Source organism: Bacteroides sp. (genome assembly GCF_019417265.1).
In the GTDB taxonomy this organism is placed as follows: Bacteria; Bacteroidota; Bacteroidia; order Bacteroidales; family Bacteroidaceae; genus Phocaeicola.
This window is the reverse complement of the sequence record NZ_DXVR01000001.1, coordinates 1-14,016: the sequence shown is the minus strand read 5'-3', so window position 1 is coordinate 14,016 and position 14,016 is coordinate 1. Positions and strand designations below refer to the sequence as shown.

Sequence of the window (14,016 nt, the reverse complement as noted above, 5' to 3'; positions counted from 1 at the left end):
CTAAATAAATGAGAAAATGACATATCATTTGCTTTCTTTTTTTCTGAGACTTTTCTCTTATGTCCCTTTTTGTTTATTGTATATAATATCAGATGGCTTGTATTTTTTTGTATATTATATATTCCGTTATAGAAGACGTATAGTGCGTAAAAATCTTACTGAATCTTTTCCTGAAAAGAGTGAAGATGATATAAAGAAAATAGAGAAGAATTTTTATTCTTTCTTTACAGACAATATTCTTGAAAGTTTAAAGATGTTTACCATCTCTCGTAAGGAAATGATTCAACGTGTGAAATTTATGAATGTTGAAGAGGTTAATGCTTTAATGAGGAGTGGAAAGTCAGTCTCACTTTTTTTAGGACATTATAGTAATTGGGAGTGGATGTCGTCTATTCCATTGCATATTGATAAAAATGTAATAGGAGCACAAATATATCACAAACTTAGTAACAAAAATATGGATAGGCTGATGCTGTATATCCGTGAACGTATGGGGGCGGTTTGTGTTGAAATGCGTAAGACGGCACGTTATGTCAATGAATTGGCTACAGAAAACAAGGTTTGTATTATAGGTTTTATTGCCGACCAGTCTCCAAGAAAGAAAGATTCGCGTCATTTCCTACATTTTCTTAATCATAATACTCCTGTACTGACAGGAACGGAAAAGATAACAAAACATTATGACTTTGGAGCTTTCTTCCTTGATGTTAAGAGAGTAAAAAGAGGATATTACGAGGCAAGGTTTGTAAAGGTGCATGATAATCCAAAATCGTTGCCCGATTTTGAATTGACGGCAATTTACTATCAAATGCTGGAAAAATGTATCAGGACTCAACCTGAATTGTATTTGTGGAGTCACAACCGATTCAGAAATGCTGAGAAATTGTGAAAGTGAACAGGTTTGTATAAGTTTAAATTCTAATAGTATGGATATTGATTTTGTAATCACATGGGTTGACATGAACGACCCTAAATGGCAAGCAGAGTTTAGAAAGTATTCAGGTAATGGAAATAATATAAAAAATGGAGTATCCGAAGCGCGTTTTCGTGATTACGGTTTTTTGAAATATTGGTTCCGTGGAGTGGAAAAGTTTGCTCCATGGGTACGAAAGATACATTTCGTAACAAGCGGACAGTGTCCTGAATGGCTTGATGTGAGCAATCCGAAGATTAATCTTGTAAGCCATAAAGATTATATTCCGGAGCAGTTTCTGCCTACTTTCAATTCAGTAGTGATAGAGTATTATTTACATAAGATACCCGGACTGTCAGAGCATTTTGTTTATTTTAATGATGACTTCTATATTATAGACAAAATAGGTGCAGAACGATTTTTCAAGAATGGATTGCCATGTGATATTGCTGCTTTTAAGTATAATCCTTCTTGGTCGCAGTGGTATAAGACACTTCAAAATAGCATAGGTATTATAAACCGTTATTTTGATAAGAAAGAGATAATGGTTAGAGATCATGATAAATGGTTCGATAGAAGTTACGGTTCAAAAGCACGCTGGAACTATATACTTAAACCATATAACAAATTCATTCCTCTGCGTACTCCTCATAATGCTCAGCCGTATTTGAAGAGCACTTTTGAAGAGGTATGGTCTGTTGTTGAGAAAGAACTGACTGAGGCTTCAAGAAACAAATTCAGGTCATTTACTGATTATACTCCGGAATTATTCCGTACATGGCAAATCTGTAAGGGAAACTTTGAACCTTACAATACTTATAGTGACACAAAGATGTTTCCGCTTATGATAAAACCAAAACAGGCGGTAAAAGCTATATATAATCAATCGTATAAACTGATATGCCTGAATGATAATGTACATATACGTAATTATTCGCAGGTTATGGAAAACTTACAGAAAGCTTTTGATACTATACTTCCGGAAAAATCAACTTTTGAATTGTAATCTTTATTTGGCTATATTGATATGAATAAAGTGCTTGCAGAAATTATAGCTGGTGTGATACCCCATAAAATGACACGTAACAGATGGCGTGGTATTTTGCGTTTTGGATTGTTTAATGCCGTTAAACTCATGTACGAATTGAAGCATAACAATACTCAACCGAAATACTATCTGGCAGTTTGTGCAATAGCTAGGAATGAAGGACCGTATTTTAAAGAATGGATTGAGTGGCATCATAAAATGGGTGTAGATAAGTTCTATGTCTATGATAATGATAGTACGGATTGCATAAAAGAAGTTCTTGCGCCATATATAGAATCAGGATTGGTGGAATATACTTTTTCCCCTGGCTTTAAAAAACAGCTGGCTGCTTATGATGATTGTCTTGAAAAGCATCGTTTTGATACTCGTTGGATTGCATTTATTGATTTGGATGAATTTATTGTTCCTATAAAAGATAAAACAATACCTGAGTTCCTGAATAGATTTGAAAGCTTTCCTGCCGTAGAAGTCAACTGGTTGATTTATGGAAGTGGTGGAGCAAAAACAAAACAACCGGGAACTATGATGGAGAGGTTCAAATATCATTCATTGCCCGGACATTTTTTGAATAGACACGTTAAGAGTATTGTAAATCCTCGTAGAGTATTCTCTATGATAGGTTGCCATGAGGTAGCCAGAATATCTGGTTATGCAGCTGATTCTCATGGCAATCTTATCAAACAAAACTTCTGGGAACGTGAACCGCAGCAGGACGTGATACGCATAAACCATTATGCTGTAAGATCGTATGAAGAGTTTGTTGAAAAACAATCTCGTGGAAGAGCTGCAGGAAAAACCAGATTTATAACAATGCAATATTTTAACCGTTATGATTTGAATGATATCAAAGATGACTAAGGGTTATTTTTCAAATTGCGACTTTTCAGGGAAGCGTTTTTCTAAAAACGCTTTTGCCCTTAGTCTGTCATTGTCTGTTGCATATTCTGAATCATTCATGCAGAAGAAAGTAGGGTTACATTTTTTCATCTTCTCATAATGGTTTTCTTTATGGATATGGAGTCTGAATGAAGTCTTTTGTGTGACATAATTCAAGTGCGCTTTTTTTTCTGCCAGCGCTACATATGAATAAATATTTCTTTGTATATTGCTTGCGCAGCGCATGTGGTTAGGATATGTAGCTTCTATTTCATCCTTAAAAACTTGAACTACGTGTTCGCATTGACTTTTCAGGTAGGCATCTATATTGTGATGACTTTTACCGTTATAGTATATGCCATATTTCTTTTTGACAAGTTCTGCTGCATTTTTTATATTTATGACATAATTGCTAAGTCGCCTTTTTAATACTTTTTCTTTTAGAAGCAATGTCAGTTTTCTGAATAGCCTGCGGTTGAAACGAATTATAGGAAGTCCGTCCTTGGCAAAGAATGTTTCTTCGGTAACAGGCTTGTTGATATACATATCATCATTTGCATAAATGAAGTGTTCTGAAAGCCCGGGTATTTTGTATATAAAGTGTTCTATGACAGTAGAACAGAAACAAGGTAAACTTATTTCCGGCATTATTTCTTTATGGTCTACTATTCTTATTTTAGAATTAGATGTATCCAGCCAATCTGGTATCTGATTATCCGTTACAATATATATTTTATGTATCCATGGAGCATATAAATCTATTGAGCGGAGGCTGTATTTTAATTCATCATTGTTTGCGTATCTACCTTTACAGTTTACAGACGAACTTTCTTCCGTTTTGCCAATAATAGCGTTCCGTTTTGCTTGCCACACAGGGTCGTTACCATCAACCCATAGATATACTAAATCTATTTCCATTAATGTGTTATTTTATAGGTTATATGTATTTTATTTCTCAAATTGTGATTTTTGAGGAAAACGTTTATTCAGAAACTCTTTCACCCTTTTTCTGTCTTCATCATTTGCATATTCAGAGTCATTCATGCAGAAAAATGTAGGATTATATTTCTTTAATTTATTATAGTGCTTTATTTTTTGTATATGAAATCTGAAAGAAGTTTTCTGTGTAATTGAAATTTGATGACATCGTTTTTCTGCCAAAGCTACAAAAGTGTATAGGCTGCGTTGATAATCCATTGAATTACGCATGTGATTTGAGAACGTTTTCCACAATTCGTCTTTAAACATTTCTTCAACACGTAGGCAATCACTTTTTAGATATGCGTCGATGTTGTGATGTGGTTTTACATTATAATATGTTCCATATCTCTTTTTAACCAATAAAGCCGAATTACGTATCTTTTGGACATAGTTTTTTAAGGGTACACCAAAAAATCTCTTTTTGAATAATAGAAACCAGTCTCTTAATCTGCTGTATGTTGTACGGATGATTGGTAATCCGTCTTCTGCGTAAAATGTAGTTGGAAGAACAGGCTTGTTTATAAACATATCATCGTTTGCATATAAGAAATGTTCTGATAAGCTTGGTATTTTGCATATGAAATGTTCCAGTACACTTGAATTAAAGCATGGCAGACTCTCTGGAGGAAGTATTTCTGTATGGTCTACAATTCTGACTTTAGGGTTTGATGTATCCAGCCAGTCTGGGATTTGATTATCGGTAACTATAAATATTTTATTTATCCATGGGGCGTATGCTTCTATTGAACGTAAACTGTATTTCAGCTCGTCATTATTGGCATAGCGTCCTTTGCAATTTATTCCGGACTTTTCTATTGGTTTCCCTATATATGTATCACGTTTAATTTGCCATTTAGGGTCGTTACCGTCAACCCACAGATATACCAGATCAATATCCATCTTTATTTAATTTTTTGATAAGTTTTCAGTATGATTGTTTTTTATTCTTTTAAAGGGTTACGGTCTGACTTATACCATTCGATAAATCTCGTGATACCTTCGTGCAGGCTTATTTGCGGTTTATATCCTGTTTCTTGCTCAAGTTTTGTGGTATCAGCATATGTCTGGAATACATCTCCCTTCTGCATAGGGAGATATTCCTTTATTGCTTCTTTTCCTAATGCCTGTTCCATTTCTTTTATGAAATCCATCAGTTTGACAGGTTCCGAACAGCCTATGTTGTATATCTTGTATGCCACACCGTTTTCGCATTCTTCTGCTTTTGGCATTGAATCTATTACTCGTATTGTACCTTCAACGATGTCGTCGATATATGTAAAATCCCTGCTCAGGTTTCCGTTGTTGAATATTTTGATAGGCTCGTTTTGGCTGATAGCCTTGGCAAATAGCATAGGAGCCATGTCCGGTCGTCCCCAAGGACCATAAACAGTGAAATATCTTAATCCGGTTACTGCAAAACCATAAAGCTTACTATAGGCATGTGCCATAAGTTCGTTCGATTTCTTGCTTGCCGCATATAGACTTACCGGGTTGTCCACTTTGTCGTCTTCCGAGTATGGAGTTTTTGAATTTAAACCGTAAACAGAACTTGATGAAGCGAAAATAAGATGTTTCACATCATAATTTCTGCATGCCTCAAGTATATTCAGAAATCCTGTTATATTGCTGTTAAGATATGCATATGGGTTGGTAATTGAATATCTCACTCCGGCTTGTGCTGCAAGATTCATTACCTTGTCGAATTTCTCTGTTTCAAACAATTTGTCTATTGAAGCTTTGTCGTCTATCGACATTTTTATAAATGAGCAATTATTGAATAAGGAACTTTGCACTTTTTCATTATAAACGTAAAAGTCATTGGGTACAGATATTCCACATTCCTTTAATCTGGCAAACTTCATACGTACATCATAATAATTGTTTATTTCATCAATACCTATTACTGTTTCACCTCTTTCTGCTAATTGGTACATTAATTTCGAACCAATGAAGCCTGCAGCTCCTGTAATCAATATTTTCATAATTGCTTTATATTTGTAGTCCTTAATTATGGACAGAGATATGATTGTTTTCTATATATGAATTCTAAGGGTATTTAATAAACAATTCCATTGAACCACATGATAGTCCAATGGAATATGTTTATATTTATTGTTTATCAGTTTTTGTTAGCACGCTTGCGCTCAGTCTCATCAAGAATTATCTTACGCATACGCATACTCTTAGGGGTAACTTCCACGTATTCGTCTTCCTTGATATACTCCAAAGCTTCTTCAAGTGAGAATATCACCGGAGGAATGATTCGTGCCTTGTCGTCCGAACCTGATGCACGCATGTTGGTAAGTTTCTTTGATTTTGTTACGTTGATTACCAGGTCATTTTCGTGTACGTGTTCACCTACCACCTGTCCTGCGTAAACTTCGTCCTGAGGATAGATAAAGAACTTACCTCTGTCCTGAAGCTTGTCGATAGCGTAGGCAAATGTTGTACCTGATTCCATGGCAATCATAGAACCGTTTGTGCGGCGGTCTATTTCACCCTTGTATGGCTGATATTCCTTGAAGCGGTGTGCCATGATAGCTTCTCCCTGCGATGCTGTAAGCACATTTGTACGCAGACCGATTATACCGCGTGATGGCATGTTGAATTCAATGTTTACACGGTCGCCCTGAGTTTCCATTGATGTAAGTTCACCCTTGCGGCGAGTTACCATATCAATCATCTTGCTTGAAAACTCTTCCGGCACGCTGATTGTAAGTTCCTCGATAGGTTCGCATTTCACTCCGTCTATCTCCTTGAAGATAACCTGTGGCTGGCCTACCTGAAGCTCGTAACCTTCGCGGCGCATTGTTTCGATAAGTACTGACAGGTGCAATACACCACGTCCTGAAACAATCCATTTACCATCTTCGTTTTCGGTTTTTCTCACACGGAGAGCAAGGTTCTTGTCAAGCTCCTTCATCAGACGGTCGTGAATGTGGCGTGATGTAACGAACTTACCTTCCTTTCCGAAGAAAGGAGAGTCGTTGATAGTGAAGAGCATACTCATTGTCGGCTCGTCGATTGCGATAGGAGCAAGTGGTTCCGGATTTTCGAAATCGCATATAGTATCACCGATTTCGAAACCTTCTACACCTACTATGGCGCAGATGTCACCGGATGAAACTGATTCAACTTTCTTGCGTCCAAGACCTTCGAAAGTATGTACTTCCTTTATCTTTGATTTTACCAATGAACCATCGCGTTTTGCAAGAGTGATGTTCATACCTTCTTTCAGTGTACCTCTGTGTACGCGTCCCACTGCGATACGTCCGGTGTATGAAGAATAGTCCAATGATGTGATAAGCATCTGAGGAGTACCTTCAAGGAATTCCGGTGCAGGGATGTATTTGATGATGGCATCCAGCAGTGGAGTGATACTGTCTGTCGGAGTTTTCCAGTCTTCACCCATCCAGTTGTTCTTTGCAGAACCGTAAATTACAGGGAAATCGAGCTGGTCTTCAGTCGCATTAAGACTGAACATCAAGTCGAATACCATTTCGTGTACTTCCTCAGGACGGCAGTTTGGCTTATCCACCTTGTTTACTACAACTATTGGTTTCAGTCCTATCTGTAGGGCTTTCTGCAGTACGAAACGTGTCTGTGGCATAGGGCCTTCGAATGCGTCCACAAGCAGGATACAACCGTCTGCCATGTTCAATACACGTTCTACTTCACCTCCGAAATCGGCGTGTCCCGGAGTGTCTATGATGTTGATTTTAGTACCCTTGTAATTGATTGATACGTTTTTCGAGAGGATAGTTATACCTCTTTCACGTTCCAAATCGTTGTTATCCAATACCAACTCACCGTTTGTCTGGTCTCCGCGGAACAGGTGTCCCGCCAGCATCATCTTGTCCACCAGTGTTGTCTTACCATGGTCAACGTGGGCAATGATGGCAATGTTTCTAATGTCTTGCATACTATATACCTATATATTTGACTGCAAATTTACTATTTTTCAGTGAAATACGGTTATAAAGAGTGGCGGTTTTTATTTTTTTTAGAAGTGTAGTTCATTTCGTATGATATATTGTTTCATTGGAGAAATTTGTAGGAGGATTGCGTTGATTATGTATATAATGCGGATATAAACGTACATTTTTGTTTGAAAATCAGAAAAAAAAGTACCTTTTGTTTTGTCTAATATAAAGATTCTTAGTATCTTTGCGCCCACAAATCAAATTTATACATTTTAAAAACAGTCAAAATTATGTATTTAGACGCAGCTAAAAAACAAGAAATCTTTGAAAAGTACGGAAAGTCTAACACTGATACTGGATCAGCTGAATCGCAGATAGCATTGTTTTCATACCGTATTTCTCGCCTGACTGAGCACATGAAGCTCAACAGAAAAGATTATAGTACTGAAAGAGCTCTTACAACTTTGGTAGGTAAGCGTCGTGCTTTACTTAACTACCTTAAGGATCGCGACATCACAAGATATCGTGCTATCGTTAAAGAGCTTGGCTTGCGTAAGTAATTATTACTTGCTGCACGGAAATTCAAGCAAAACGGGCCGTATTCACAATGTGGGTACGGCCCGTTTTCTATATCCGAAAAAAACGCTTCGTCGTTTAAGTCAAAACGACGAAGCGTTTTGAATCAAATGACGAAGCGTTTTAAAATTGGTTATTTCGGGTTTGTCAGAAGTAGAATTCAGGATTTTTTCTTTCGCTGAAATTTTCATACAGAAATTTTGTAAATGGAGTATCGAATATTCTTGCTCCATTAGGACATATTTTTACGCAGGCACAGCACAGTGTACAGGTATCGGTATCTGTAATTATATTGTTTTCATCGTCCATATATATTGCATGAGTAGGACATGCCGGAATACATAGCCCGCATGAGCAGCATGCGTCTGTGCTTTGTGGCGCAACTGGCTGTTTAGGTTTTATCTCTTTGTATGGAAAATTTCCTTGAACATACAGCTCTCCCGGATTGGCAACAGTGTTTATTTTGTCTATAACCTCTTTCCCGAAATGTTCGGCCATACCAATGTCATAATGGTCAGGTCTTCCTGCGGCAACAGGCATATTTTTTCTGCTGAAACTGTGTTCGCCTATGAACGTAGCTGCCGCTATAGGCCGGAACCCTCTTTTTAAGACTTCGTTCTTAAGTTCAAGCAGGGCATCATCGTAGTGTCTGTTTCCATATACCACAACTACTACGCACATAGCACTATTCCCATTTATTTCTCCCAGACGTTCGAAGAACTGAGGTGGAATGCGTCCGCCATAGACAGGAGCAACGAATACTGTCAGTGAGTTTTCTTGAAAAACGTTGATTTCGTTGTTCTTGAAAGTTATGTCCGATTCGGTAAGGTCATTTACCTTTAATCCGTCACCAATGGCACGTGCAATTTTTCTTGATGTGCCTGTAGGTGAATAATAAATCAGATTTACCGACTTTATTATATTGTTCATAAATGTGTTTTTGGGAGTTTATTACACAAATGTAAGCAAATATGTGTCAATAGATACAAAATCGCACATTTTTTTAATGTGTTTATACAAAAAAGAATAACGAACTTAATAATGATAATATGATACGGGGATTTATATCAATTGCTGAAATATAGAAAACTTAATGGTAGATACTGAGTGTGGGTTATACAAAGTGAGGTAACAATATGGTACGCTAATATTGGGGAATTCTAAAGTTGGGCACGAATATGCTTAGATACGGAGTAAAATAACAACAACTGAAGCAATGAAAGACAGAGGATTCAAATTATAAATATTATCTTTGCATATCAATCTTATTCAATGAGTTATGGACATAATTTATAACCCCGATATTATATTGGAACTATTGTTGACTGTAGTTATACTAACTGTTCCTTTTGTGTTTGTATTCATTCAAAAATAATTTGCTTGTACAGGACAGAACTTCAAATCCCATTTTTATAGTTTTAAGTATGGTAAATGAACAGCCGTCATACAATATGCTTTTTAATATAAGAAAAGCCGAATTCTTATCCATTCCAACTAAAACAGTGTTATTGGAAGAAGGTAAGATTGCTAATAGAATATACCTTATCCGTAAAGGATGTATGAGATTGTTTTTTAATGATGAAGGAAAGGATATAACCTTCCAGTTTTTCTTCGAAGGTGATTTTGTTGCTTCATTTGACAGTCTTTACAATGGCAAACCTAGTAGTCTGTAAAGTCTAAAAGTTTAGTAAAGGATACAAGTGTTTCAACTTACCCCTTGCATCTTCAGACGTAAACTGCCAATCTACTCCTTTTTGCTTTTTATTTCTATCCGTATGCCACTGTTTCAACTCTGAATTGAGTTCTTCGAGATTGTCAATTCTGCGTTTACCAAGGCATTGCTTAGACAAAGCTGACAGCTCTATTTCTGCAATATTAAGCCAACTTCCATGCTTTGGTGTATAATGAAATTCAAATCGCTTTGCCAACCTTAAGGCTTCAGCTGGTTGAAATGCCTCATAGAAGGAACTTTTGGTATGTGTGTTCAGATTGTCGCATACCATGATTATCTTCTTAGCATGTGGGTACACTTCATCTGCAAGCCATTTCATTAGCTTTGCCCAATCCAGTTTTGTTCGACGTTCCAATGCAATGGCATGACGATAGCCTGCAAGTGGTTCGGTGAACAAAAATATACTACAAGTTCCATTACGAACATATTCGCTGTCTTGTATCAACGTACCATTGCTTTTGCGTCGTCCCTTGCGAACTTCTCCTAATAATTGAAGTGGTTTTTCATCCATGCATACAACTGGATAATGCTCGTCATAAGGACGACTATATACGTCCAGTACATCTTCCATGCACGCTACAAAATCTGCACTTTGATTTTTAGGAATGCACCACTCCTCAACCAAATGTGGTTTAAGAGAGTTTTGTTTAAGAATTTTTCCAATCGTTGTGTGACTGATGCTATCAATATAATTCATTTGTACCATTCTTTCTGATAATAATCTCAATGTCCATTTACTATAACCAGCAGGAGGATTGTGACAAGCGAGAGCTATTAGATGTGCCTCAACCTCACCTGTTACTTTGCTTTCAACAGGTGGAGTTTTGCGATTCTTACGAAATATGCAATCTATGCCTTTTTTCAGATATGCCTTTTTTATTCTATTTATGGTAGTTTCTGATAGACTAAACAAATTAGCCAACTCTGTTGTCTTGCACTCGTTTACAGCAGTGTTGTTTAATTTTAGCAATATCTGAGCACGTTTTATTGTCCGCACAGGATATACTCCTTTTGAAATTATAGACTTGAGTGTTTTCTCTTCACTTTCAGAGAGTATTATCGTGTATTTTTGTTTTGGCATAGTCGAATATAACTCTTTGATTTTCAACTATAAAGATACTAAAAATATACGATATATACAAGCTAAACGCTTGATAATCAGCAGATTGAGTTATAAATATCTATTAAATCATTACAAAGCAATTTTGGTGGGAAAACATTGCCTTTTTACTAAACTTTTAGACTTTACAGACTACTAGTCTGTTTTCACTGGAAAGTATTGAGCCTTCAGAAATACTGTCTATAAAGAAAGAAGATTTTTTCCAGGAAATAGAAAGTAATACTTCTTTGAGAATACTATATGAAAAGAAAATCATAGAGCGATTCAGTTTCTATCAATACCTATTCCTGTCCCGTATCAAGAATACGCCACAACAGAGATACGAGGAACTGTTGAAAGAGTTCCCTAATATAATCCAACGGGTGCCTCAACATTATATAGCTTCCTATCTTGGTATTACTCCCGTTTCTCTATCCCGTATCAGAAATCGCCGTTAAGCTTCGTTTCTTTACAATTGTTATCGTCCGTCTCCAATAAAGTAGTGAACTTTGCAACATAATAAAATTAGAAATGTATGAAAAGAATTTTTGTAATTGACTGGATTTTAATTGTTGTATCCATTGTGTCTGCCATTTCAGGATTTGCTCTGCATATAGCCGGACATGGGAGCAGTCACGAAGTTTGGCATAATTGGGCAGTGTTTCATGTCTTTGGGAGCTTATTATTCCTTGTTGCTATAATATTCCACGTGGCAGTACACAGCGGATGGTATAAAGTAATCATAAAAAATGGAATAGGTAGAAGAAGTAAGGTTACAGTTGTTCTGTCCTTCGTGTTTTTGATGCTGTCTGTTACAGGTATTATGTTATTTAGTGTAAGCGGAGCAAACTCTCCACTCGGGCTATGGCATTAGAAAATAGGTATAACGACGACTGTCATAGCTGTTGGACACATTCTAAAGAGGTTGCCAGCTCTTTGTAAGTCCTTAAATAAAAAATAGTAAACTTCAAGTATTAGTGTCTTAAAACATAAAATTAGACCCTTTCTTCCGCGAATTATTGAATCGTTCAATTTCTAATGAGAGTGATTTCTTCAACTGAGCAGCCATAAAATCCAAAAAAGGCTGATTAGTTTCTTCTTCTTCTTGTGATTGTCGTAATGCAGAAATATATTCTTCTCTGTCTTCATTAAATATCTTTGTTGGAAGAAGGTTATAAGAAAACTGAATATAATTCATTAACAAGCGTGCAGTTCTTCCATTTCCGTCTACCCATGGATGTATAGTGACTAAGTTAAGGTGGGCATTGAAACTTAATTCGTATTGTTCACGAAATGTTTTCACACCCTTTTGTTTTTCCTGCAAAACTGTGCAGAGCTCTTCTACTTTGCCGGGAACTTTCTGATAACCCATATAAGAACAACCACCGACACCGGCTGTAACACTACACAAACGAAATTCTCCTTTGGAAGAATCAAATGTTCCGCCCATGACATTATAGGTGCTGTCTGTTGTACGCATCAGCATATCATTTAACTTTTGTAAAAATGACGATGTGATTGGCTCTTTGCTTTTAGCTTCCTTTTGGGCAAGCTCATATGCCTTTCTTAAATCTTCATTCATCAAATGATATATCAAAGGTTTTCCTTTAGCCGTCAAACCTTCATCAAAAAGCATTGCGGCTTCTGCCTCTGTGAGTGTTGAACCCTCAATTGCTGTAGAATGCGTAATAAGAGAGTAGAGGTAGTACTTCTCATAGTCCACTGCTTCACTTATATTAAGTTGCTGAAACTTTTGATATAATCGTTCAATTTCCTGCCAAACACCTTGTTCCATTGATTCTTATTTAAATAGACATATATATTTTCAAAGTTACTGCATTTGTCTTTTGTAGCCAAAGAAAAAAAGATAAGAATCGCAGACTATCTGCGCAGTCTGGGGTATTCCCCAGTAAAGCAGCAGAGGGTAAACCTCTGGTACAAATCCCCGTTCAGGAAAGAGAACGAGCCTTCGTTCAAGGTAAACACCGAACGTGAACAATGGTTCGACTTCGGTCTGGGAAAGGGCGGCAACATCATCGCACTGGCGGCACACCTCTACGCAACGGAGAGTGTTCCGTATATCCTGAAACGCATAGAGGAACAGACACCGCATGTCCGTCCCGTATCTTTCTCTTTTCACAGGCAGTCTGCCACCGAGCCGAGTTTCCAGCAGCTTGACATCGTACAGCTGTCTTCTCCTGCCCTGCTCTCTTACCTGCAGGAAAGGGGAATAAATACGGCACTGGCGAAAAGAGAATGCCGTGAGGCACACTTCACCAACAACGGTAAACGGTATTTCGCCATTGCCTTTCCGAACATATCGGGCGGATATGAAATCCGCAACCGATATTTCAAGGGCTGCATCGCACCTAAGGAAATATCACATATCAGACAATCGGGAGAGCCGAGAAAAGCATGTTACGTTTTTGAGGGGTTCATGGACTACCTTTCCTTTCTGACACTAAGGCTTGAAAGCTGTCCGCAATCCCCCGATTTCGACAGACAGGACTACATGGTCCTGAACTCTGTAGCCAATGTTTCCAAGGCTCTCTATCCGCTGGGCAGCTATGAACGCATCCACTGTTTCCTTGACAATGACCGTGCAGGAATGGAAGCCCTGCAGCAAATCAGAAAGGAGTATGACAATACCAGACATATACGTGACGCTTCACACATATACAGCGGATGCAAGGATTTGAACGAATACCTGCAAAAACGGGCAGAGACAAAGAAACAGGCCCAATCCATCAGAATGAAGACACCGCCCAATAAACCGGGAGGCTTTCGGTTATAGCCCACTATAACTACACGCTTCGCTTACGTAGTTGTGGGCTCTCCCGAGGGGATTAGGGTTTTACCCTAATGACC

At 37.5% G+C, this 14,016-nt stretch carries 14 protein-coding genes; 7 read left to right on the top strand and 7 right to left on the bottom strand.

Annotated features, from left to right (window positions below; all coding sequences use genetic code 11):
• The first annotated feature begins 16 nt into the window (after positions 1 to 16).
• From QZ379_RS00075 to QZ379_RS00065, 3 genes are all read left to right on the top strand, one after another.
• Positions 17 to 889, top strand: a complete 873-nt coding sequence (locus QZ379_RS00075) for a lysophospholipid acyltransferase family protein (RefSeq protein ID WP_291556662.1) — start codon at positions 17 to 19, stop codon at positions 887 to 889.
• A 37-nt stretch (positions 890 to 926) separates the two neighbouring features.
• Positions 927 to 1,919, top strand: coding sequence for a stealth family protein (locus QZ379_RS00070; protein WP_291556659.1), 993 nt, complete (start codon positions 927 to 929; stop codon positions 1,917 to 1,919).
• 69 nt (positions 1,920 to 1,988) lie between these two features.
• Positions 1,989 to 2,819 carry a glycosyltransferase family 92 protein gene (locus QZ379_RS00065; protein WP_291556655.1) on the top strand — a complete coding sequence of 277 codons (831 nt, stop codon included), beginning with the start codon at positions 1,989 to 1,991 and terminating at the stop codon, positions 2,817 to 2,819.
• 3 nt (positions 2,820 to 2,822) lie between these two features.
• Here QZ379_RS00065 and QZ379_RS00060 read toward each other — a convergent pair whose 3' ends face one another.
• The 4 genes from QZ379_RS00060 to typA all read right to left on the bottom strand — a co-directional run bounded on the left by QZ379_RS00060 (position 2,823) and on the right by typA (position 7,740).
• The gene (locus QZ379_RS00060) at positions 2,823 to 3,755 is read right to left on the bottom strand and encodes a Stealth CR1 domain-containing protein (protein ID WP_291556652.1); all 933 of its coding nucleotides are present in this window, start codon (positions 3,753 to 3,755) and stop codon (positions 2,823 to 2,825) included.
• A gap of 30 nt (positions 3,756 to 3,785) precedes the next feature.
• On the bottom strand, positions 3,786 to 4,718 hold the full coding sequence (locus tag QZ379_RS00055; protein WP_291556649.1) for a Stealth CR1 domain-containing protein: 933 nt from the start codon (positions 4,716 to 4,718) through the stop codon (positions 3,786 to 3,788).
• A gap of 41 nt (positions 4,719 to 4,759) precedes the next feature.
• A complete protein-coding gene (locus QZ379_RS00050) occupies positions 4,760 to 5,800 on the bottom strand; it encodes an NAD-dependent epimerase/dehydratase family protein (protein ID WP_291556647.1) in 1,041 nt (346 codons plus the stop codon).
• Positions 5,801 to 5,937: 137 nt separating this feature from the next.
• Positions 5,938 to 7,740, bottom strand: a complete 1,803-nt coding sequence (gene typA, locus QZ379_RS00045; protein ID WP_291556644.1) for a translational GTPase TypA — start codon at positions 7,738 to 7,740, stop codon at positions 5,938 to 5,940.
• A gap of 291 nt (positions 7,741 to 8,031) precedes the next feature.
• Between typA and rpsO the strand changes: the two genes are divergently transcribed.
• Entirely contained in the window at positions 8,032 to 8,301 is a 270-nt protein-coding gene (rpsO, locus tag QZ379_RS00040; protein WP_291556641.1) for a 30S ribosomal protein S15, read from the top strand.
• A 163-nt stretch (positions 8,302 to 8,464) separates the two neighbouring features.
• Here rpsO and QZ379_RS00035 read toward each other — a convergent pair whose 3' ends face one another.
• Positions 8,465 to 9,247 carry a 4Fe-4S binding protein gene (locus tag QZ379_RS00035; protein WP_291556639.1) on the bottom strand — a complete coding sequence of 261 codons (783 nt, stop codon included), beginning with the start codon at positions 9,245 to 9,247 and terminating at the stop codon, positions 8,465 to 8,467.
• A gap of 494 nt (positions 9,248 to 9,741) precedes the next feature.
• Here QZ379_RS00035 and QZ379_RS00030 point away from each other — a divergent pair, with 494 nt between their 5' ends.
• The gene (locus QZ379_RS00030) at positions 9,742 to 9,990 is read left to right on the top strand and encodes a cyclic nucleotide-binding domain-containing protein (protein ID WP_291556635.1); all 249 of its coding nucleotides are present in this window, start codon (positions 9,742 to 9,744) and stop codon (positions 9,988 to 9,990) included.
• A 3-nt stretch (positions 9,991 to 9,993) separates the two neighbouring features.
• Here QZ379_RS00030 and QZ379_RS00025 read toward each other — a convergent pair whose 3' ends face one another.
• Positions 9,994 to 11,130 (bottom strand): IS630 family transposase, encoded by a 1,137-nt coding sequence (locus tag QZ379_RS00025; protein ID WP_291556632.1) that lies wholly within the window; start codon positions 11,128 to 11,130, stop codon positions 9,994 to 9,996.
• 553 nt (positions 11,131 to 11,683) lie between these two features.
• On the opposite strand from QZ379_RS00025, the gene QZ379_RS00015 reads away from it, so the two are divergent.
• On the top strand, positions 11,684 to 12,022 hold the full coding sequence (locus QZ379_RS00015; protein WP_291556629.1) for a DUF4405 domain-containing protein: 339 nt from the start codon (positions 11,684 to 11,686) through the stop codon (positions 12,020 to 12,022).
• Between the two features lie 108 nt (positions 12,023 to 12,130).
• On the opposite strand, the gene QZ379_RS00010 is transcribed toward QZ379_RS00015, so the two are convergent.
• A complete protein-coding gene (locus QZ379_RS00010; RefSeq protein ID WP_291556626.1) occupies positions 12,131 to 12,943 on the bottom strand; it encodes a Fic family protein in 813 nt (270 codons plus the stop codon).
• 45 nt (positions 12,944 to 12,988) lie between these two features.
• On the opposite strand from QZ379_RS00010, the gene QZ379_RS00005 reads away from it, so the two are divergent.
• The gene (locus QZ379_RS00005) at positions 12,989 to 13,942 is read left to right on the top strand and encodes a toprim domain-containing protein (RefSeq protein WP_291556623.1); all 954 of its coding nucleotides are present in this window, start codon (positions 12,989 to 12,991) and stop codon (positions 13,940 to 13,942) included.
• Positions 13,943 to 14,016: the final 74 nt, after the last annotated feature.